We start from the raw sequence: 19,769 nt of genomic DNA, 5'->3' as shown, positions 1-19,769 counted from the left end.
ACGAGGGTCACTGTGAGTACCCACCAAAGACATGACCCAGGCGTGTCAAGTGGGCGTTGTTCCCGTACTTTTCTCCAAATGCTCGTCCGGTCGTCGAACCGGTATGACGGATCCGCCGGGTGCGCCCAGGCCGTGCCGGCATACCCGGGATCCGGTTGTTGGTGGGCGCGGAGGAACCGGACCGGTCGGTGCGGGCCGTGATGACCACCGACCTGCACGACCCCAGTCGATACCTGACCGCCGGCGCCCTGGTGCTGACCGGCATGGGCCGGCGTGCGGGGCCGGAGGACTCGGATCGCTTCGCCCGGGTGCTGACCGGGGCGGGGCCACCGCGCCGGCCGCCGGGCAGGCCGAGATCGGCGACATCCCGGTCGATCTGGTGCGGGCGTGCGCGCGGCACCACCTGCCGCTGTTCGCGGTCGAGGAGGAGCTCTCGTTCGCGTATCCGACCGAATTCGTGATCCGCCGGATCTCCGCGGAACGGGCGACCGACCTGACGGCGGTGGTCGACCGGCACCGACGGTTGGTGCAGGCCGCCGCCGGCGGGGCGGGCCTGGACGGGGTGCTCGCACTGATCGCGGCGGACATCCCCGGCTGGAGGACAAGGTGGACTTCTTCCTGGCGCTCAAGCTGCACTGAGCGCGCGCTCGCGGCGGGCGGTGCCGGCCGCCGCGGGCCGCCGTGAACCGCCGCGAGCCTGCGGGTCAGCCGAAGGAGACGCCCGAGGTGACCGGGGTGATCGTGCCGGTGATGGCCCGGGCCCCGGGGGAGGCCAGGAACGCGACCGCGTCCGCGATGTCCTCCGGTTGGGTGATCCGGCGCAGCGCCGACGACTTGGTCATCTCGGCGCGTACCTCCGCCTCGGGCACGTCTCGGCGCGCGGCGATGTCGGCGATGTACGCGGCCAGCTTGGCGTTGTCGGTGTAGCCCGCGACGACCACGTTGACCCGCACGCCGTCCGGGCCGACCTCCTTGGCCAGCACGCCGGAGGCGACCTCCATCGCGGCCTTGGTCGCCGCGTAGGCGCCCAGGTTCACCAGTTTCGCGCGCGGCGCCTCCGAGCTGATCTGCACGATCGACCCACCGCCGACCGCGCGCATGTACGGCAGCGCGGCACGCGAGACGGCCAGTACGCCGAGCACGTTGGTCTCGAACGCCCGCCGAAATTCCGCCGGGTCCAACTGCTCCAGCCGGCCCGACGGGTTGTACGTCGCGACGTTGACCACCACGTCCACCCGGCCGAGTTCGCGCGCCGCGGTGTCCACCAGTGCCCGGCACCCGGCCTGGTCGGCCAGGTCGGTCGGTACTGCGATCACCCGACGGCCCGTCAGCTCGCGGATCTCGTCCGCGAGTTGCCGCAACGGCTCGGGCCGTCGCGCGGCCAGCGCCAGATCCGCGCCGGTGCGGGCCAGGGCCAGCGCACAGGCACGCCCGATGCCGTCGCCCGCTCCGGCGACGATTGCGACCCGTCCGTCCGGTTCCTCCGCCATCGTTACCTCCGCGACGTGCCAAATCTTCGGAACTCGCCACCCGTCCTACCGCACGGTGCTTTCAATCGCCATGATCATCCGGTTGGGTTACTGTGCGCGGCCATTCGCCGCCGAAGCGTCAACCCGGCAAGCCCTACCGACCCACCGGAGGCACCGATGCCCACCGTCGTACTGATCGGAACGCTCGACACCAAGGGATCCGAATACGCGTGGTTGGCCTACCGGCTGCGTGCCAGGGGAGCCGAGGTGGTGTTGATGAACGTGGGCGTGCTCGGCGATTCGCTCGCCCAGGCCGACGTGCAGGCGGCCGACGTCGCGGCGGCGGCCGGCACCGATCTGGCCGACCTGCGCACCCGGGCCGACCGGGGCGCGGCGACCACCGCGATGGCCGAGGGGGCCGCGTCCATCCTGCGCGAGCTCTACGAGCAGGGCCGGGTGGACGGCGTGCTCGCGATGGGCGGCTCGGGCGGGTCGGCGATCGCCTCCTACGCGATGCGGGCGCTGCCGGTGGGCGTGCCCAAGCTGCTGGTTTCCACGATGGCGGCGGGCGACGTTTCGCCGTACGTCGGCGCGGTGGACGTGACGATGATGTACAGCGTCGTGGACATCGCCGGGATCAACCGGCTCTCCGAGCGCATCCTGGGCAATGCGGCGGATGCGATCGCGGGCATGGCGGGCGGTTACGCGGAGGATCGTGCTGCGGTCGCGGGGGTCACCGGCGAGGGTCGACCGCTGATCGCCGCCTCGATGTTCGGGGTGACCACCCCGGCGGTGGACGCCGCGCGCGAGCGGCTCACCGAGCTGGGCTACGAGGTGCTGGTCTTCCACGCCACCGGCGCGGGTGGCACGTCGATGGAGAATCTGGCCGAGGCGGGCTTCCTGGCCGGGATCCTCGACCTGACCACCACCGAACTGGCCGACGACCTGGTCGGCGGGGTGCTCAGCGCGGGCCCCGAGCGGCTGACCGCGGCCGGGCGGGTGGGGCTGCCGCAGGTGGTCAGCGTCGGAGCGCTGGACATGGTCAACTTCGGCCCGCGCGACACCGTGCCCGCGCGGTTCGAGGAGCGGCAGCTGTACGTGCACAACCCGACGGTGACGCTGATGCGCACCACACCCGCGGAGAACGCCGAGCTGGGTCGGCGGATCGCCGCCAAGCTGGTTGCCGCGACCGGTCCCACCGCCCTCTACCTGCCACTGCACGGGGTCTCGGCGATCGACGTCGAGGGCGCGCCCTTCTACGATTCCGTCGCCGACAAGGCGCTGTTTGACGAACTGCGGACTCAACTCGCGGGTAGCTCCGTCGAGTTGCACGAGGCGGCGACGGACATCAACGATCCGAAGTTCGCCACGGCGGCTGCGGATCGACTGCACGAAATGATCATGAAGGGACGTGTGGACTGAGATGAACGGACGCGAGGCGCGGGGCCGACTGCACAGGACGGTCGAGCAGGGCGGCGTCGTGATCGGCGCGGGCGCGGGCACGGGACTGTCGGCCAAGTGCGCCGAGGCCGGCGGCGTGGACCTGATCATCATCTACAACTCGGGCCGCTACCGAATGGCCGGCCGGGGTTCGCTCGCCGGGCTGCTGCCCTACGGCGACGCCAACGCGATCGTGGTCGACATGGCGGGCGAGGTGTTGCCCGTGGTCCGGCGCACCCCGGTACTGGCGGGCGTGTGCGGCACCGATCCGTTTCGGATCATGCCGCACTTCCTGGACCAGCTCGCCGCGATGGGCTTCGCGGGTGTGCAGAACTTCCCCACGGTCGGCCTGTTCGACGGCGTCTTCCGGCAGAACCTGGAGGAGACCGGGATGGGCTACAACCTGGAGGTGGAGATGATCCGGCTGGCTGCCGAGCGCGGTCTGCTCACCGCTCCCTACGTCTTCGACGCCGAGCAGGCCCGCGCGATGACCGCGGCGGGCGCCGACATCCTGGTCCCGCACCTGGGGCTGACCACCAAGGGCAGCATCGGCGCGACCACCGCGGTCTCGCTCGACCAAGCGGTGGAGCGGGTGCAGCAAATGCGCGACGCGGCGGCGGAGGTGAACCCGGACGTACTGGTGCTGTGCCACGGCGGGCCGATCGCCGAACCCGAGGACGCCGCGTACGTGCTGGCCCACACCACCGGCGTGGTGGGCTTCTTCGGCGCCTCCAGTATGGAACGGCTGCCGACCGAGGTGGCCATCACCGACCAGGCGCGGGCGTTCAAGCGCATCACCGTCCGCTAGGGCCTGTCCGGGCACCACCCGCCGGCCGCACAGGGCACCACTCGCAGGACACACATCCACCACACGATCGTGAGGAGTCGGCGTGTACAAGCTGACCGTGCTCTATGGCCACCCCGAGGATCCGGCGGAGTTCGACTCCTATTACTGGGAGAAGCACGTGCCGCTCGCCCGCACCATGCCCGGGCTGACCGGCTGGACCATCGGCAAGTGCGAACCGGATCCGTCCGGTGCGCAGCCGCCCTATTACCTGGTGGTCGGGCTGTACGCACCGACTCGCGCGGGTATCGAAGCGACCCTGGATTCGCCGGAGGGGCGGGCCACGGTGGCCGATGTCGCCAATTTCGCGACCGGCGGTGCGACGTTCCTCTGGGACGAGGAGCGGGTAGTCGTACCTGTGGAGCTGCCCGCGACGGAATAGCTCGTCGCTGACGCACGGGTGACCACGCGGCCGCGCACCGTGGACGCCGGCACCGTGACCTGCAAGGACAGCGACATATCGGGTAAATAGGTGCAATTCCCCCCTATGGGGCACCTCACAAATCGCCCGAAATGGTTGCCATCCCGGCGGAGCGGTGCGTAGCTTCGTGGTTGTTCGCACAAGCGGACTCCCCGGGCGGTACGCCGAATCCTGCCGCCGTCCGAGGGAAGCAGTCGATATCGACTGGCGGCAGGAGCGGGGGAACCAAGTAAGTGCCGACATCGGCCTTGTCGATGTCTGGGGTGAAGCCATGCCTGTTCCAGGCGAGGCCGGGCCAATCGTCCGAACCCGACAGCTAACTTCGTAGGCGCCCGACGAGGTAATCAATGACCTTCCGTGCCATCACCGCTCCCGTTCGCTCGCTCTCTCGTGGCCGTCGCGCCGGCATCGCCGTCGCCGCCGGTGCGGGTCTCGTCCTTCCCCTGGTGGGCATGGCGGGCAGCGCGAACGCCGCGTCCTCGTCCACGTGGGACGCGGTCGCCCAGTGCGAGAGCACCGGGAACTGGGGCATCAACACGGGCAACGGTTTCTCCGGCGGTCTGCAGTTCACCCCGAGTACCTGGAACGCGTTCGGCGGCAGCCAGTACGCCCCCAGCGCCCAACAGGCCACCAAGGACCAGCAGATCGCGGTCGCCGAGCGGGTCCTGGCGAGCCAGGGTCCGGGCGCGTGGCCGGTCTGCTCGCAGAAGGCCGGTCTGGGCAAGGGCGGGAACGCCTCCGCCACGGCCGACTCGTCGACCACCGGCAAGACCAAGAGCAAGGTCGAGCCGAAGGCCGCGCCCAAGGCCGAGGCCAAGCCCGTGACCGAGAACGCGCCGAAGACCTCCGCCGGCAACGCGCCGAAGGTCCAGGCGCAGCCGAAGCAGGCCGCACCGAAGCAGGCCGCACCGAAGCAGGCCGCGACCAAGCAGGCCGCGACCAAGCAGGCCGCGACCAAGCAGGCGTCGGGCTCCGGCACCTACACCGTCAAGGCCGGTGACACGCTGTCCGGAGTCGCCGCCAAGCTCGGTGTCAAGGGTGGCTACAAGGCCCTGTATGCCGCCAACGCGGGCGTCATCGGGAGCAACCCGAACCTGATCGGCGTGGGCACCCAGCTCTCCATCTGATCCACCGTCACCACGTAGGCCCCGCCGAGTACTTCGGCGGGGCCTACGCCCGTGTTCGGGAAACGTCGGGTCAAGTGGCCCGCGACCGAACCGCGTTGCCGGCCCGGATGGGTGACGGTCGGGCGCGGGCGGGCGCCTTCGCGGTCTGTGCGGGCTGCTCGTGGGCGGCCCCGGCGGGTTCGCCGGCAGGTTCGGGCCGAGCGGCTCCGGTGTGGCCGGTGACGGTGTCGAACGGCACCACGCCGGCGCCGCCGAGGACCGAGCAGCATGGTCGGCTCCGAGGTGGACAGGCCCGGCGCGCCGCCGATGATCAGCGGCGGGGCGACCACTCCGGCCCTACATCGTGGCCACGTGTCGCAGGCACCGGCCGGCATCCGTCCCGGCGGCAGGATCTCGCCCACGGGATGCGCGGCCGGCGTCCCGCTCGCGGGCGACGCTTGTGGCGCCACGGCCGCGTCCCCCGCGGCTGCGGTCCTCCCGGTGGTTCGCCGGCCCATGATCGGTGCCTCCACATCGGGTGCCGTCGCGCGACGGGCCGGCCCATCGGACATGCGGGGTCGCAGGATCGGGCAGTGGGAGTGGATGCAGATCCGGGGCGTGCCCCCAGCCAGCTATTTCGTTATCCGGAATCAGCATTCCGTTCAGCGGAACCAGACTGTAGGGACGGGTGTGATCGATGGTCAAGAGCCACAGGCGTCGTCCGCCGAGCCGGCGAAATCTCGCGCCTTCCTCCATGTGCGCCGTCTCGGTGGGCAAGCGTCGCCGATGAGCATCGAGATCAATCTCAACTTATTCGGGCAAACCGTACCCGTGACGATAAGATTGCGTTTGAAAGACCCTTGCGGCATTAAAATCTTTTGACGTAGGTTCACCTGACCGTGGTTCCTGCTTTCTCCTGAGAGGGTTCCATGTCGAACATGACCCGCGTAGCCGTCCGTACCGCCGTCGATCACCCGTTGTGGCCCGTGCTCAAGCAATCCGTCGCCGACCTGCGTCCGCTGCAGGCCAAGGACGGTTCGATCGAGCCGTCCGACCATGCGTCCGCCCGGGCGCTGGTCGCCGACATCACCTCCTCGATCACCGGGCTCGCACCGCTGTTCCCGCACGACGAGGCGTACCTCGACGCGGTCGTGGCCGATTTCCGGCGCTGGTCGGCGGAGGGCTTCGGTCGCCCCGACTTCTTGGACTCGCTCGTCGCGTTCCGCCCGGAGCAGGATCGGCGTGACGGGCTGGAGCACCTCGTGGTGTTCCCGATGAACACCCAGAACGGCAACCCGAACCGCAACGTCGAGGCGGTGCTGTTGCGCGTGGTGTGGCCGCAGTGGCTGGCCGAGTTGGAGGCCGGGCGCTACGACAACGCGATGTTCGTGCCGATCGCGTTCGTCGACTTCACCGCCGGCTACGACACCGACTCGGCGGTGCTCTTTCCGGAGACGGTGGCCGTGCGCGAGGTACCCACGTACACCTGGGGCGGCATCTTCTGCGACCGCGAGGCGGCCCGCTTCCGCCGGGTCGGGGCCGCCGCGTCCCAGACGCTCGGCCTGGAACTGCCGCCGGAGGCAGTGGAGTTGGTGCAGAGCCAGCAGCTCGCCCAGGACGCGTTCGTGTTGTGGGACCTGATCCACGACCGCAGCCACATGCGCGGCCCCATGCCGTTCGACCCGTTCATGATCAAACAGCGCATGCCGTTTTGGATGTACGCGCTGGAGGAGCTGCGGTGTGACCTGACCGCGTTCCGCGAGGCGGTCACGCTGGCCGCCGAGGGTGTGTCGACCGCGCGCCAGGTGCAGTACGCGGTGATCTTCGATCGGCTGTTCCGCTTCCCGGTCACCGGCGGCCGGGTGCGCAACTACGACGGGCTGGGCGGCCAACTGCTGTTCGCCTACCTGCACCGCGCGGGCGTGCTCGAGTGGGCGGACAACCGGCTCGGCGTGGACTGGGACCGGATCACCGACGCGGTGCTCGGGCTCTACGACGAGGTGGACCGGCTCTACCGCGAGGGTGTGGATCGCTCGAAGGTGGGCCACTGGCTGGCCGGCTACGCGCTGGTCGCCGAGTACGTGCCGCCGCACCCCGGCTCCGTGTGGGCGAAGGGGCCCGCCGCGCTGCCGATGGACGGGCCGCCGAAGGTGCTCGTGGACGCGGTGCTGCCGGACGAGTTCCCGCTGAGCATGTTCTACGAGGCGCTCAACCGGCGGCTGCGCGATGTGATCGCCTCGACCCGGGGGATCACCGCGGACAGCCCGATACAGGGCCTCGCGGAGGATGTGACGGAGCGGGCGGTCGCGGCGTCGTGACCGGTACGCCGCACCCGGCTCGGCGAGGGTGTGCGCGACGACGTCGCGGGGCCGCCGGCCCGGCACGGCGAGCTTGGGCAAGGGCGAGGCGAACAGCACGGTAAACGAGGAGTGGATGTGATGAACGGTCTCGACGGCGCGGTGATCGCGGTCGCGGGTGCGGGTGGGCCGACCGGACGCGCGGTGCTCGCGCGGCTTGCGCGGGCCGGTGCGCATGTGTACGGCGCCGACGCGGACGCCGAGCGGTTGCGGGAGAGCGTGGACGCGGCGCCCGGCGCGAGCGGCGCGGTGGTGGACCTGCTCGACGTGGCCGCCACCCGCCGGTGGGCGGCGGACGTCGAGCGCGAGCACGGGCGCGTGGACGGACTCGTGCACCTGGTCGGCGGCTGGCGCGGGGGCAAGAAGTTCGGCGACAACTCGCTCGACGACTGGGTGTTCCTGCACGACCTGCTCGTGCGTACCGTGCAGCACACCAGCCTGGCCTTCCACGAGGCGCTCGCCCGCAGTGCGCGCGGGCGGTTCGTGCTGATCTCCGCGGCGGCGGCCGGTCGGCCGACCCAGGGCAACGCGGGTTACGCGGCGGCCAAGGCGGCCGCGGAGACCTGGACGCTCGCGCTCGCCGACGCGTTCGCCGAGACCGACGCGGCGGCCTCCATCCTCGTGGTCAAGGCGCTCGTCAACGACGCGATGCGAGAGGCTCGACCCAACGCCAAATTCGCCGGCTTCACCGACGTGGCCGATCTCGCCGACGAGATCGCCGGCCTGTGGACCACTGCGGCAATCGACCTGAACGGGAAAAGACTGTGCCTGAACGTCCCCTGACCCCGCGTCACGACCCCGACGCGCGCGGCTTCGCCAGCGACAACTACGCGGGCATCCACCCCGAGGTATTGGCCGCGATCGGCGCCGCCAACGGCGGGCACCAGATCTCGTACGGCGAGGACGTGTACACCGAGCACCTCACCGACGTCTTCCGTGCGCACTTCGGCGAACGGGCGCAGGTGTTCCCGGTGTTCAACGGCACCGGTGCCAACGTGGTCGGCCTCCAGTCGATGACCGACCGGTGGGAGTCGGTGATCTGCGCGGCATCCGCGCACATCAACGTGGACGAGTGCGGTGCGCCGGAGAAGGTGGCCGGCCTGAAACTGCTCACCGTGGACACTCCCGACGGCAAGCTCACCCCCGAACTCGTGGACACCCACGCGTGGGGCTGGGGTGACCAGCACCGGGCGCAGCCGCGCGTGGTCTCCTTCGCGGAGAGCACCGAACTGGGCACGGTCTACACGCCGGACGAGATCGCCGCGCTGGTCGAGCACGCGCACGAGAACGGCATGCTCGCGCACCTGGACGGCTCACGCCTGGCCAACGCGGCCGCGGCGCTGGACGTGCCGCTGCGCGCGCTGAGCACCGACGTCGGCGTGGACGTGTTGTCCTTCGGCGGCACCAAGAGCGGCCTGATGTTCGGCGAGGCCGTCGTGGTGCTCAACCCCGACGCGGCGCGTGGTGTGGCGTATCTGCGCAAGGCCGCGATGCAACTGGCCTCGAAGATGCGCTTCGTGTCGGTGCAGTTCGAGGCGCTGCTCGCGGGCGACCTGTGGCTGCGCAACGCACGGCACGCGAACGCGATGGCGACTTTGCTCGCGGAGAAGGTCGCCGACCTCGACGGCGTGAAGCTGAGCCGGATGCCGCAGGCGAACGCGGTGTTCGCGGTGCTGCCCGCGGATGTCACCGAGCGCATGCAGAAGCGTTTTCGGTTCTACACGTGGGACGAGTCGACCGGTGAGGTGCGCTGGATGACGGCGTTCGACACCACCGAGGGCGACATCGACGCGTTCGCGACCGCGCTCGCCGAGGAACTGGGCGCGCGGTAGGCGATCCGCACGAACGATCGGCGGGTCGGGGTCGGTCGGCCCCGGCCCGCCATTTTTCAATCGGTGCCGGGCGCCGGAATCGGCGCTCCGGCCGCGGCCGATCGGGGCCGGCGGTGCCGGTCAGGCCAGTGCGAAGCTGTCGGCGAGCGCGTCCAGGGTGGTGACGAGCAGCGTCGAGGGGGGTGGCCCATGCCCTCGAACCGGCCGGCCACCTCCAGGCCGACCACGCCGTGCAGCTGTGTCCACACCAGCACCGCGCCGGCCGGCGCGGGGCCCGCACTCCCGCCCTGGACGGCGCGTCGTTCCTGCGCGAGGACGGCAGCGTGGACCGGACCGTGAGCATCGCCGGCACCCACATCGTCGAGCACGGCGGTCGGTTGCTCGCGCTCCAGGAGGCCAACGTGGGAGTTGCTGGTACTGGACGCGCGGGACATCACCGCCGCGCCGATCGCGACCGTCGAACTCCCGCGCCGGGTGCCGGCCGGCATCCACGGCTCCTGGTTCCCCGGACCACGCCTGACGCTCGACCCCACACGGCGGGGTCCCGGGCGTTCGCACGCCCCGGCGACCCAGCGGGCGTGATCGGGTTGCCCTACAGTCCGAGCAGGTCACCCGGCCCGGGTGGCCGGATTGCCGGGTGGGGGAGTGGAGTTCGGGTGAGTGCGGCCAAAGGCTTGGGAGCTTTGCTGCTGGTCGGGACGACGGTGTTGGGCATCGTCCTGTATTTCGTCAACGACACGTCGTTGGCCGATCTGTTGTCGTTGGGCGCGGGCGCGTTGTGCCTGTTCTGGCTGATCGCGGTGCTGACCGTGCCGTGGAATCTGTACTTCCGGGCCCGGCAACTGATCCGGGAGATCGCGATCAGCCGGGAGAAGGGCCTCGCAGTCCCGGAGGCGCGTGACGCGGAGGCGCGCCGGATCGCTCGTCGGTTGTTGTGGGGAGCGATCGGCGCGCATGTCGTCTCGGCCGCGGTGATCGCGGTGATCACCTGGGCATCCGGTGGTGTGGTCGGCTACTGGTTCGCCGGGTTCTACCTGCTCAGCACCTTGTTCCGGCCCAGCCAGGCATACCTGGAGCACCTGGGTCAGCGGTTGCGGAGCATGCTGCGGGAGGTGACTCATCCGCGCGAGGACGTGCTCGCGCTGATCGACCGGGTGGCCACGTTGGAGCGCAGGGTCGACGGCCTGGACGAGCGGACCAAGGAGCTGATCGAGACGGTCGCGTCGCTCAGGACCACCACCGAACAGGACGCCGAGCGGGCGGCCGAGCAATTCCGCGCGACCGACCACAAGATCGACGCCCTTGGTCGCCGATTCGAGGACACCATCAGCCGGTTGACCGACAACCAGGAAGTGATCTCCGGTATCAAGGCGTTCCTGCGGCTGTTGCGCACCGAACAGAGCTGATCGCCCGGTTCGGTGCGGCCGCTCGGTCCGCGGCTCAGGACGAGGCGGTGCGCACCGCCAACGCCGTCTCGCGCACGTCCGGGTCCGGGTGCGCGCGCAACTCGCGCAGCAGCGCGCGCCACTCGGCCGGCCAACCGGCCCGCGCGCCCAGTGCCCGGACCAGTTCGCAGCCGAACAGTCCGGCTGCCGGCGCCGCATGCACGGCGAGCGTGCGTGCGGCGGCCGACAGCGCGGCCGTATCGAGTGGCGCGCCGGCCCGACCGAGGCGATCGCGCAGTACGCCGGCCGCGGCGATCGCGGGCAACGCCCGGCCGGCACACAACTCGACCAGGTCGGTCAGTGCGGCCCCGACCGCGTCGCCGGTCAACGGCAGACCGGACGTGGTCAGCGTGGCCGCCTCGATCCGCAACTCCGGTACGCCGGCCAGCGCGGCCCGCACCGGGCGCAACACCGCGGCCGATTCGGCAGGACTGCGGGCCGCCCACGCGCGGGCCTGCCCGAGCAGCACGGTCAGCCGCTGCCGGGCCGGGCGATCGCGGTCCGGCTCGGCGTTCGGCGCGTCCGGTGCGCCATCCTGCGCGATCAGCGACGTGATCACGTGCAGGTAGGTCGTCGGTGCGATGCCGTCCGTGGTGAAGGTGTGCAGCGCGTCGGCCGCCTCGCGCCACCCGACCGAGTCGGTCGGGTCCAGGACCGCGTCCGAAATCACGGCGACGCCGGCGGGCGAGTATCGGGCCCAGCGCGGGAAGGCCCGATAGGCGGCCCGCCGCACCTCGACGTCCGCGCTCGCGCACGCGGTGGTGAGCAACCGCGCGTACCCGGCCCGCCAAGCCGGCGCCAGTGCGGCCGGCGGCCGGGCCACGATCGCCTGGGCCGCCTCGCGCGGACCCTCGATTCCCGCCCACAGCACGGCCCATGACCGTTCGTCGTCCAGCCGGGTGGCCAACTGGGCCAGGATCGCGCCGCGCACGTCGCGATGCTGATCCGGCGCCGACCACGCCTGCGCCAACAGCTCCACCGCGCCCGGCAGCGCCTCGCGCAACGCGACCCGGGCCGCCTCCTTGCGCGAGGTCACCTTGGCCGGCTCGAACAACACCCGGCGCAGCGCCGGTTCGAGCACCCCCGGCGCCACGTACCGGGCGGCGCGCGACATCGAGTACGCGGCCACCCGGGCCCGGTCGTCGCCGACGTGTGCCAGCAGGATCGGCAGCGCCGCGCCGGGGTCGTCGGTATGGGTGAGCCCGCTCAGCGCGGCCTCGACCAACGGCACTTCGGTGGCGGTCAGATACCGCAGCAGCTCCGGGCGGCCGAACCGCGGCACCCGGGCCAGGCGACGGATCGCGTCCACTCGGGTGTCGCCGTGCTGGCGGACGTCGTTGGCGAGTTCGACCAGGCGCGCCGCATAGGCACGCTGCTGCCTGGGCAACAGCCGGGCCATGGCGTCGAACGGCAGATACGGGACCCAGCGCACCCCACGCGTGGCGAACCGGCCACGCAACGTGCGGCCGTCGAGGTAGCCGTCGAGCAGGTCGGTCCGCCGATAGGCGAGCGCATGCAGGACCACCGGCAGGGTCGGCGTCGACTCGTCCCGACCGACCAACTCGGCGACCCGCTCGGCGCGCCGCCGCGGATCGGCCAACCACAGCGTGATCGCGGTGCTCGCGACGGCGTCCGACCCGGCGCGGGTGGCCTCGTGCAGGATCTCCTGCAACGGCTCCAACGCCCACGCCCGCCGGTCCAGCGTCCCGGCGAGGGCGAACGCGAGCCACAGGTCGCCCCGGGCGACCTGGGCCCGGATCCACGGCAGCAGCGCGTCCAGGATCTCCCGCTCGCGACCGCGGCGCAGGTTGTCGGCGAGCCCGGCCAGGCGGATCGTGCCCGACCGACCCGCGACCTGCTCGAAGGTGGTCAGCGCCCAGCCGGTCAACTCCGGTGCGCCGCCCACGACGTGATGGGTCAGCAGCCGTCCGGCCAGGTCGGTGAGCGCGGCCCGAGTGCGGTAGGAGGTGTCCCGTGCCTCCAGCGTGTGGCGCACCAGGTCGGTGAGCACGTCCACCGACTCCGCGTCGAACAGGCGCGGATGCGCCTCGGCGATCGCCGACAACGCGGCGCCGCGCACCGGGTCCTGCTCGTTGCGCAGCCGGGTCAGCGCGCGCAGCGTCGCACCGAACCGCTCGGGGTCACCGGACCGGGCCGCACACGCGATCAGCCGCCGATAGCCCTCGGCTCGGGCATTGGCGTCGGGCAGCCGGGTGGTCGCGGCGAGTTCTGCCTGCGCCTCGGCGAGCGGCAGGTAGGCGAGCAGGGGCAACCGGCGCGGCTCGTCGGCCGCGATCGAGGGCAGCGCGAGCATCCGACGCGCCTCGGCGTGGCGACGCGCGTGCGGGAGCACGTCGAGCAGAGCGCCGCCGAGCAGGTCCCGGCTGCGATCCCGGTCGGCGTGTACGGCGTCGAGGAAATCGGCGCGCAGGCTCGGCGCCAGCGCCTTGAGCAGCCGGACCGTGTTCGCCTCGTTGGTGCGCACCGCGCGGCCCAGCGCGAGCAGTTCGGCGCAGCCGGGCCCGGCGGCAGCCAGTCGGCGCAGCGCGCTCGTGCTTACGCCGGACAACGTGCGTCCGCGCCGCTCGGAGCCGGCGAGCAGCCGGAGCACCCGGGCCCGATCCGCGGTGACGAACGGCTGGATGCCGCCGAGGAAGGCCCAGGGCAGCGGCCCGCGGGTGGGATGACGCTCGATCAGGTCGAGCACCCGATGCGGGAATCGTTCGCCGGCCGCGACCACACCGACGCCGTGCCGGGCCCACCACCCGTCTTGGTCGGAGACGGGCAGGGCGGCCAGGCGGCGCTCCGCGTCGTCGAGGCCGAGTGCCGGATAGCGGCGCACGAACGTGTCCCAGACCCGGTCGACGTGGCCGAGTACGCCGACGTACTCGGCCGCCACGGTGGGACCGCACGCCGGCAGTACCCGGGCCGCCTCGACCGGTCCGCGCACCGCGAGCACCTGCGCGATGAGGCGATCCGCCAACGCCGTGCGCTGGCCGGTGCGGATGGCGCGGTAGATCGAGTCGCGCAGCGCCGAGGGGGCGTCGTCCAGCAACTCGGCCAAGGTGGCGTCGGGCACCGGGAGCGTACGGGTCGCGCTCACCGCGCGCCGAGCCAGGGCGAGATCTCGATCGCGCGTGGCCCGCATCACGTGCTCGACGTCACCCGCGACGATCGCCATGGTCAACGCGAGGCCCCGCTCGTAGCCGGTGGGGCCAGCCAACTCGGCCAGGGTTGCCGGTAGTTCGGCCGACTCACGAAGCCGCCGGGCAACGCGGGCAATCTCCCGCGTACGCTCGCGGTGGGGCAGCGCGTCCAGGGTGCTGGTGAGTTCTTCCGCTCGGGTCGGCATGCGCGCCATTATGCGGAGCCGGACACCCGGCCCGCGCATCGATTATTTCCGGTGCCACCCGCGGCCTGCTGCGAGGATGGAGCGGTGCACGCGTCGACCGAAGCCACCGAGACCAGCCGGGCCCGCCGAGCCGGCGACGAGCCCCGCGCCTTCCCCGCGGACCTGATCGGGGAGTTCGAGACGCACGTCACGGTGGATACGGACGACGTGAACGCACTGGCCCGCCGGGCCGGCGGATACGGGGTGGGCCTGACCCACATCGTGCTCGCGCGCGGGCGCACGATGTCCCAGCCGATGCTGACCGAACGGGCGACCACGACCCTGGCCCTGGCCCGCGAGCGGGCCGCCGAGTTGACGGCGGTGCTGCGCGGGGACGGATATCCGGTGACCCGGATCAAGATCGAGGCGGCGCCGTGGCATCCCGGCGTGCCGCGCACGGACGCGGCGGCGCGCGCGCTCGGGCCCGACCTGTACTTCGAGCATCACCTCAAGCTCGTGTTGACCGCGGACGCCGACTTGGCCGCGTTGGCCACCGAGGTGGTCGGGCACGGTGCGCACCTGTCGCACAACGCGCGCCGCGTTCGGGTGGACGGGCGGTCCGAGCGGTTCGTCACCCAGCGCTGCCACCGGGTCGGCGACGAGTCCGCGGCGGCTGCGACGGCGGCTTTGGTGACCGCACTGGCCGGGTACGAGATCACTTCGGTGGAACGCGAGTTCGTCGTCCACGACAACAACGGCGCGTTGGACGACGGCTGGCTCGACGGCGATGGGGAGCGTAGCGGCGACAGCGACGGCTACGGCAGCGGCGCCGGGTCCCGGTGACGATCGGGCCGGCCCCGGCCGGCCCGTTCGAGGCGGGTTACTCGCCTGCCGGTGCGGCCCGGTCGGCGGGCGGCAGGTCCTCGGCGGTGTCGGTGGCGTGGTCGTAGCTGCGTGCGCCGATCAGCACGGCCGGCACGGCGGGCCGTCCCTGAAGCAGCCGCCACGCCCGCTCCTGCCACGCGTCGCCGGGGCGCAGCGTGCGGGCGAGTGTCACGTGCGGGACCCAGACCGCCGGGTGGTGGTACGGGTTCTGCGCATCGATGACGCGCCACACCCGCAGTTGGAGCGCGAGCAGTGCGTCGGTCGGCGACACCTCCCACGCGACGGTGCGCGATCGGCCACCGAAGCGCACCGGTCGGGTGAACTCCACCTCCAGGGGCAGCGCGGTGAACGCCTCGGCGAGCGACTCGCGCATCGAGTCGGTGAGTTCGTGACACGTGCCGAGGGTGAGGTGCGGGCGGTTGGCGGCGGACGGCCGCAGCCCCTGTCCGGGCAGGCCGAGCTCGGCCAACTCCTCCCACACCCGACGGACCGCCGATTCGGTCGGTCCGTCCAGGGTCAGTTCCACGGTGCGCACCGGAAAACGGTACCTCCCCACCCGGCCGGGGCCGGGCGGGGAGGGCGTCGCGCGGGTCGGTCCGCAGGGGGCGGTGACCGAGGTCGTGGTCGACGCCGAGGGCCGGGGCGGCGTGGTCAGGGCAGGAGGACGTCGAGGAAGGAGTTGGAGAAGATTCGGCCCGGGTCGTACTTGGCGAACGTGGCCCGGGCGGCGTCGAAGTTGCTCGTGGTGGGCAGGCCGGTGCGGAAGGAATTCGGGATCCGGCCGGTCACGGCGGCCGTGTCGGTCCACGCGCCGCCGACCCCGTACGCCCAGCCCTTGGACCACTCCGGCCGCACGCACGCGTAGTCGCCGGTGTAGTTGCCCCAGATCCAGGCGTCCATCTGCTGGTAGAAGTCGTGGTTGGCGGGCGTCCCGGGCAGGGTCGCCACATCCAGCCACACCACCGTGTCCCACTCGGGGTGATCGGGGCGCGGGCGGGCGGCGGACAACGCCGGTTCGACCGCGTTCGCGGTGACCACCTCGCTCGCCCGGTCGACACCGGTCACCCGCAGCTCGATCGGACTGTTGCACGGATATTGGCCGTTGGCCTTGTACGCGCTCAGCAGGCCGGTGTACTTGACGAAGAACTCGTTGAGCACCCGCTGTACGTTGGCCCGCGCGGTCAACACCGCCCAGCCGCCCTCGTGGATGCGCAGCGTGGTCGGCTCGACGAAGAGCTGGGTGTTCTTCGACCACCCCCAGATGTCCCAGGTCCAGGTCACGATCAAGCCCGAACCCACCACCGCCATCTCGGCGTTGGTGAACACCTCCGTCGCGCCCACGTTGCCGGTGGCGATGTCGGCCAGGAAGTGGGCCTGGTCCTCGGTGACGAAGTTGGCGAACGTGTACGGATACGGGTTGTTGATCTGGGTGGAGACCCACGGCTTGCCGGGTGCCACGCTCCACACCTTGAGCCAGGGCACGGTGGTGAACGGGAACCAGATCACCTCGACCCGGCCCGAGTCGCGGATGTAGTCGGCGAGTTTCTTGCCGCCGCCGCCGGGTGGGCCCAGCAGCGTGCCGATCTGGTCGTGATAGAAGTTCTGGCAGCGCAGCCTTTGATTCGCATTGGTCTGGAGGGTGACCTCGGTGACGAAGGCGCGACCCAGGTGCACCAGGAACGGGCCGATCTCCGGGTCGTTGCGCTGGAACGTCTTGAGTACGTAGGCGCCCGCGGCCTGGTCCCACACCACCGCGGTCAGCGACAACACCAGGTTGCTCAGCGTGCCGTACGTGCCGCCCTGCGGCAGGGTCTCGCCCGGTGTCGGGATTCCGCTGCCGTGCGCGCCGATGGCCAGTACGCCGCCGACGCTCAGCTTGCCCGGTGCGGTCGTCGCGATCATCCCGCGCCCGGCCTGCTCCAGTTGGGTCAACAGGCGTTCGACGCTGCACCCGGTCTGCACGGTCACCGTGGTGGGCGATCCCGGGTTGACCACCAGCGAGGTCAGATTCTGCGTGGTGTCGACCAGCAGGGTATGCGAGGTGTCCGCGCCGGCGGGGATCAGAATCGGCGACCAGTTGTGGCTCATTCCCCGCGGGCGCAGCCGATAGCCGTTGGCCCGGGCCCAGTTCGCCAGCACCACGACATCCGAGGGGCGCGCGGGTACCGCGGTCCAGACGTCGTCGGCGCGCAGTTCGCCGGACCAGTTCCGGTACTGCTGCACGCCCAGCGGGATGCCGGACGGGAAGTTCGGCGGGGTGGGCGCGGCACCCGCCTCGGTCGCCGGGATCAGGCCGACGGGAGTCCACCGGGTCGCGGCCAGTGCGGCGCCGGCGATGCCGCCGAGGAGCGCCCGGCGCGAGGGTGCGCCGGACAGGGGATTCGAGGAGCGGGTCGGGGGGTCGGTGGGGTGGTCCGGATTCGTGTCGCTCAGTCGTGGCATCAGGTCGCCTTTCGGGGCGTCCCGAGGGCCTGCAGCCCGGGGGAATTCGACATGCGGAAGCGGAGATTCCGATTCCGGACGATCGATATGCTGCGGTGCCGAGTTACCTGGTGGATCGCGATGTCGGTGCTGCGCCGTGTGTGCTGGATGTGCCCGGCTCCACGACGTGACGGCGTGCCTGGACGATGCGATGCCGAGCCGGCGCCCGCCGCCGGCGGCCCGCGATGTGGCTGGCCCGAGGGTCCATCCGAGGGCCGGCCAAGTCAACACCCAAGCGCCGGTGACACGTGTCGAGGATGCGGAAACCGACGCGGCCGGTTCCGCCGGGTATCAGCCGGTTTCGGGGTGTGACCCGGTGAGTACTCCCGGTGTCGACTCCGGCTCCGCCTGCGGTCGTGGCACGGTGGGTCGCTGCGCTCGGCCGGCGGCCCGCAGCGCTCGCGATCGGGCCGGTCGGCCGGCCGCGCTCGGCGATTCGACCGGATCCGACGGCGCAGGTTGCTCCGGCGCGGTCGGGGTCGCCGCCGGCGGGTCCGTCGCCTCGGCCGACTCGGTCGGCGCCAGGGGCAGCCGCGCGTCCAACACGAACCCGCCGTCCGGGCGCGGGCCCGCGCCGAAGGTGCCGCCGGTCAATTCGATCCGCCGGGCCAGACCGACCAATCCGGTGCCGCCCGAGCCCAGTTCGATCTCGCGCGGACCGGTGGCCGCGGTGTTGGTGACGGTGATCCGCACTTCGGCGGGGGCATACCGGAGCAGGATGCGGACGAAGGCGCCGGGAGCGTGCTTGTGCACATTGGTCAGCGATTCCTGGACCACTCGATACGCGGTGCGCACCACCACCGGCGAAGCGGGCCGCACGGGGCCCTCCACGTCCAGTCGCACATCCACACCCGCCGCGAGAGACTCGTCCACCAGGGCGGACAGGTCGAGCACGGCGGGTTCCACCGGAGCGCCCGCGTTGCGCTCCTCGGCGGTGCGCAACACCGCGACCAGATCCCGCAGTTCGGCCAACGCCTGACAGCCGGTCGAGCGCAGGTCCTCGGCCGCCGAACGGGTCGCGTCGTCGGGTGCCCGCGAGCGCATCGCGCCGGCCTGCAAAACCATCAGGCTGACCCGATGCGTGACGATGTCGTGCATGTCCCCGGCGAGCCGGTTGCGCTCCTCCTCGCGCGCCTGCTCGGCGCGCAACTCCTGTTCCCGCTCCGCGCGTTCGGCCCGCGCGCCCAGCGCGGCGATGAGTCGGCGGCGGGAAGCGATGTACAGGCCGTAGCACGCGGGGGTGAGGATCGCGAGCATGTTCGCGGTGCCGTTGCCCAGATCCCGCCAGTCCCACGGATGCCAGGTGGCCACACACAGCACCCCGATGGTCAGCCACATCCTGCGCCGATCGTTCACGTACACCGCGACGGCGTAGGCCGCGAAGCAACCGCCCAGGGCCTGCTCCCGCAACAGCGTGAGTGCCGCGATCCACGCGCACAGCACGGGATGCCGACGCCGGATGACCAGCACCAGTCCGGCGATCAACTCGACCGCGAAGGACACCCGGGCACCGGTGTCCGTGAAGTCGCCGCCCGAATCCCGAAGGTGCTGGGCGAAGTTCAGCCCGGAGGTGAGCGCCCCGACCGAGACCGCGAGTGTGACGTCGAAGACGAGCGAGCGTCGGGCCGGGGACCAGGACGGGAACGGGCGGCGGGTCGACTCGACGGGGCGAAAAGTCACGGATTCAACGGTAGCCGGCCCGGGCCGGCGCGCGTCACCCCAGCGGAGGAGAGCCGGGGTGATACCTGAGGCTCGCGCCCGTGTTCCCGTCGGCCGATCCGCCGCAGCGGGAATCGCGGGCAGGCAAACCTTCCGCGGTTTGTCCGGTTCGGTGCCGCGCGGCTGACCCGCGTAGTCCCCAAGAGCTACCCGCCGAGTCCACTCCCTGGCGCGACGCAGGCTACCGACGCCGATTCCTAGCTTCGTGTCCGGTACTTCGAGGACGGGAGCGGGACATGCGGGGTCGACTGCGAATGGGTCTGGTCGCGGCGCTGGTTGCCGGCACGTTGGCCGGACCCGGCGTCGGGGGGGGGGCGGGGGGGGGCGCGGCGCGGGGGCGGGGGGCGGCACCCCGCGGGCCAGGCGACGCGGCCGCGGCCCCCCCCCGGCGGCCGCCGAGGGCGGCCCCCCCACCGCCCGCGGGCGCGGCACCCACGCC

The 19,769-nt window shown here is 71.7% G+C and carries 17 protein-coding genes, 1 pseudogene and 1 riboswitch; of the genes and pseudogenes, 12 read left to right on the top strand and 6 right to left on the bottom strand.

What is annotated here, in order from left to right; all coding sequences use genetic code 11:
* The first annotated feature begins 379 nt into the window (after window positions 1–379).
* Window positions 380–685: a hypothetical protein gene (locus ABZS54_RS11505; RefSeq protein WP_355533627.1), complete on the top strand. Its 306-nt coding sequence runs from the start codon at window positions 380–382 to the stop codon at window positions 683–685.
* Between the two features lie 19 nt (window positions 686–704).
* Here ABZS54_RS11505 and ABZS54_RS11500 read toward each other — a convergent pair whose 3' ends face one another.
* Window positions 705–1,490: an SDR family oxidoreductase gene (locus tag ABZS54_RS11500; protein WP_355533625.1), complete on the bottom strand. Its 786-nt coding sequence runs from the start codon at window positions 1,488–1,490 to the stop codon at window positions 705–707.
* A gap of 156 nt (window positions 1,491–1,646) precedes the next feature.
* Here ABZS54_RS11500 and ABZS54_RS11495 point away from each other — a divergent pair, with 156 nt between their 5' ends.
* The 8 genes from ABZS54_RS11495 (at window position 1,647) to ABZS54_RS11460 (ending at window position 9,469) form a co-directional block, all read left to right on the top strand.
* Window positions 1,647–2,891, top strand: a complete 1,245-nt coding sequence (locus ABZS54_RS11495) for a Tm-1-like ATP-binding domain-containing protein (protein ID WP_355533623.1) — start codon at window positions 1,647–1,649, stop codon at window positions 2,889–2,891.
* Window position 2,892: 1 nt separating this feature from the next.
* A complete protein-coding gene (locus ABZS54_RS11490) occupies window positions 2,893–3,717 on the top strand; it encodes a phosphoenolpyruvate hydrolase family protein (protein WP_355533621.1) in 825 nt (274 codons plus the stop codon).
* Between the two features lie 82 nt (window positions 3,718–3,799).
* On the top strand, window positions 3,800–4,135 hold the full coding sequence (locus ABZS54_RS11485) for an EthD family reductase (RefSeq protein ID WP_355533619.1): 336 nt from the start codon (window positions 3,800–3,802) through the stop codon (window positions 4,133–4,135).
* Window positions 4,136–4,331: 196 nt separating this feature from the next.
* Window positions 4,332–4,521: riboswitch (cyclic di-AMP (ydaO/yuaA leader) on the top strand.
* A complete protein-coding gene (locus ABZS54_RS11480; RefSeq protein WP_355533617.1) occupies window positions 4,522–5,301 on the top strand; it encodes a transglycosylase family protein in 780 nt (259 codons plus the stop codon).
* A gap of 267 nt (window positions 5,302–5,568) precedes the next feature.
* A complete protein-coding gene (locus ABZS54_RS11475; RefSeq protein ID WP_355533615.1) occupies window positions 5,569–6,162 on the top strand; it encodes a hypothetical protein in 594 nt (197 codons plus the stop codon).
* 47 nt (window positions 6,163–6,209) lie between these two features.
* Window positions 6,210–7,598 (top strand): DUF6421 family protein, encoded by a 1,389-nt coding sequence (locus ABZS54_RS11470; protein ID WP_355533613.1) that lies wholly within the window; start codon window positions 6,210–6,212, stop codon window positions 7,596–7,598.
* Between the two features lie 120 nt (window positions 7,599–7,718).
* Entirely contained in the window at window positions 7,719–8,420 is a 702-nt protein-coding gene (locus ABZS54_RS11465) for an SDR family NAD(P)-dependent oxidoreductase (protein WP_355533611.1), read from the top strand.
* Window positions 8,402–9,469, top strand: a complete 1,068-nt coding sequence (locus ABZS54_RS11460; RefSeq protein ID WP_355533609.1) for a low specificity L-threonine aldolase — start codon at window positions 8,402–8,404, stop codon at window positions 9,467–9,469. Before ABZS54_RS11465 ends, ABZS54_RS11460 begins: the two co-directional genes overlap by 19 nt.
* Before the next feature lie 56 nt (window positions 9,470–9,525).
* Here ABZS54_RS11460 and ABZS54_RS11455 read toward each other — a convergent pair whose 3' ends face one another.
* Window positions 9,526–9,957 (bottom strand): TetR-like C-terminal domain-containing protein, encoded by a 432-nt coding sequence (locus ABZS54_RS11455; RefSeq protein WP_355533607.1) that lies wholly within the window; start codon window positions 9,955–9,957, stop codon window positions 9,526–9,528.
* Between ABZS54_RS11455 and ABZS54_RS11450 the strand changes: the two are divergent.
* Together ABZS54_RS11450 and ABZS54_RS11445 are read left to right on the top strand one after the other, a co-directional pair.
* A pseudogene (locus ABZS54_RS11450) lies at window positions 9,875–10,051 on the top strand (carotenoid oxygenase family protein); the annotation flags it as partial. The gene ABZS54_RS11455 and the pseudogene ABZS54_RS11450 sit on opposite strands and share 83 nt — an antisense overlap.
* 74 nt (window positions 10,052–10,125) lie before the next feature.
* Window positions 10,126–10,875, top strand: coding sequence for a hypothetical protein (locus ABZS54_RS11445; protein WP_355533605.1), 750 nt, complete (start codon window positions 10,126–10,128; stop codon window positions 10,873–10,875).
* A gap of 34 nt (window positions 10,876–10,909) precedes the next feature.
* Here ABZS54_RS11445 and ABZS54_RS11440 read toward each other — a convergent pair whose 3' ends face one another.
* Window positions 10,910–14,266, bottom strand: coding sequence for a hypothetical protein (locus ABZS54_RS11440; RefSeq protein ID WP_355533603.1), 3,357 nt, complete (start codon window positions 14,264–14,266; stop codon window positions 10,910–10,912).
* Window positions 14,267–14,350: 84 nt separating this feature from the next.
* On the opposite strand from ABZS54_RS11440, the gene ABZS54_RS11435 reads away from it, so the two are divergent.
* Window positions 14,351–15,088, top strand: coding sequence for a hypothetical protein (locus ABZS54_RS11435; RefSeq protein ID WP_355533602.1), 738 nt, complete (start codon window positions 14,351–14,353; stop codon window positions 15,086–15,088).
* 37 nt (window positions 15,089–15,125) lie between these two features.
* Here ABZS54_RS11435 and ABZS54_RS11430 read toward each other — a convergent pair whose 3' ends face one another.
* The 3 genes from ABZS54_RS11430 to ABZS54_RS11420 all read right to left on the bottom strand — a co-directional run bounded on the left by ABZS54_RS11430 (window position 15,126) and on the right by ABZS54_RS11420 (window position 19,291).
* Window positions 15,126–15,665, bottom strand: coding sequence for a 2'-5' RNA ligase family protein (locus tag ABZS54_RS11430; RefSeq protein WP_355533600.1), 540 nt, complete (start codon window positions 15,663–15,665; stop codon window positions 15,126–15,128).
* A 116-nt stretch (window positions 15,666–15,781) separates the two neighbouring features.
* Window positions 15,782–17,572, bottom strand: coding sequence for a cholesterol oxidase substrate-binding domain-containing protein (locus ABZS54_RS11425; protein WP_355533598.1), 1,791 nt, complete (start codon window positions 17,570–17,572; stop codon window positions 15,782–15,784).
* Between the two features lie 330 nt (window positions 17,573–17,902).
* Complete coding sequence (locus ABZS54_RS11420; protein ID WP_355533596.1) at window positions 17,903–19,291, bottom strand: histidine kinase; 1,389 nt, start codon at window positions 19,289–19,291, stop codon at window positions 17,903–17,905.
* Between the last annotated feature and the right edge of the window lie 478 nt (window positions 19,292–19,769).

It is taken from the genome of Embleya sp. NPDC005575 (genome assembly GCF_040605455.1).
In the GTDB taxonomy this organism is placed as follows: Bacteria; Actinomycetota; Actinomycetes; order Streptomycetales; family Streptomycetaceae; genus Embleya.
Note: the sequence above shows the minus strand (reverse complement) of the source record. Positions and strands in the feature narration are given on the sequence as shown.

Excerpts from the sequence above, each read along its gene's own strand:
- ABZS54_RS11500 (WP_355533625.1), bottom strand. The coding sequence starts at position 1,490 with ATGGCGGAGGAACCGGACGGACGGGTCGCAATCGTCGCCGGAGCGGGC.
- ABZS54_RS11495 (WP_355533623.1), top strand. The coding sequence starts at position 1,647 with ATGCCCACCGTCGTACTGATCGGAACGCTCGACACCAAGGGATCCGAA.
- ABZS54_RS11490 (WP_355533621.1), top strand. The coding sequence starts at position 2,893 with ATGAACGGACGCGAGGCGCGGGGCCGACTGCACAGGACGGTCGAGCAG.
- ABZS54_RS11480 (WP_355533617.1), top strand. The coding sequence starts at position 4,522 with ATGACCTTCCGTGCCATCACCGCTCCCGTTCGCTCGCTCTCTCGTGGC.
- ABZS54_RS11475 (WP_355533615.1), top strand. The coding sequence starts at position 5,569 with ATGGTCGGCTCCGAGGTGGACAGGCCCGGCGCGCCGCCGATGATCAGC.
- ABZS54_RS11470 (WP_355533613.1), top strand. The coding sequence starts at position 6,210 with ATGTCGAACATGACCCGCGTAGCCGTCCGTACCGCCGTCGATCACCCG.
- ABZS54_RS11465 (WP_355533611.1), top strand. The coding sequence starts at position 7,719 with ATGAACGGTCTCGACGGCGCGGTGATCGCGGTCGCGGGTGCGGGTGGG.
- ABZS54_RS11455 (WP_355533607.1), bottom strand. The coding sequence starts at position 9,957 with ATGCCGGCCGGCACCCGGCGCGGGAGTTCGACGGTCGCGATCGGCGCG.
- ABZS54_RS11440 (WP_355533603.1), bottom strand. The coding sequence starts at position 14,266 with ATGCCGACCCGAGCGGAAGAACTCACCAGCACCCTGGACGCGCTGCCC.
- ABZS54_RS11425 (WP_355533598.1), bottom strand. The coding sequence starts at position 17,572 with ATGCCACGACTGAGCGACACGAATCCGGACCACCCCACCGACCCCCCG.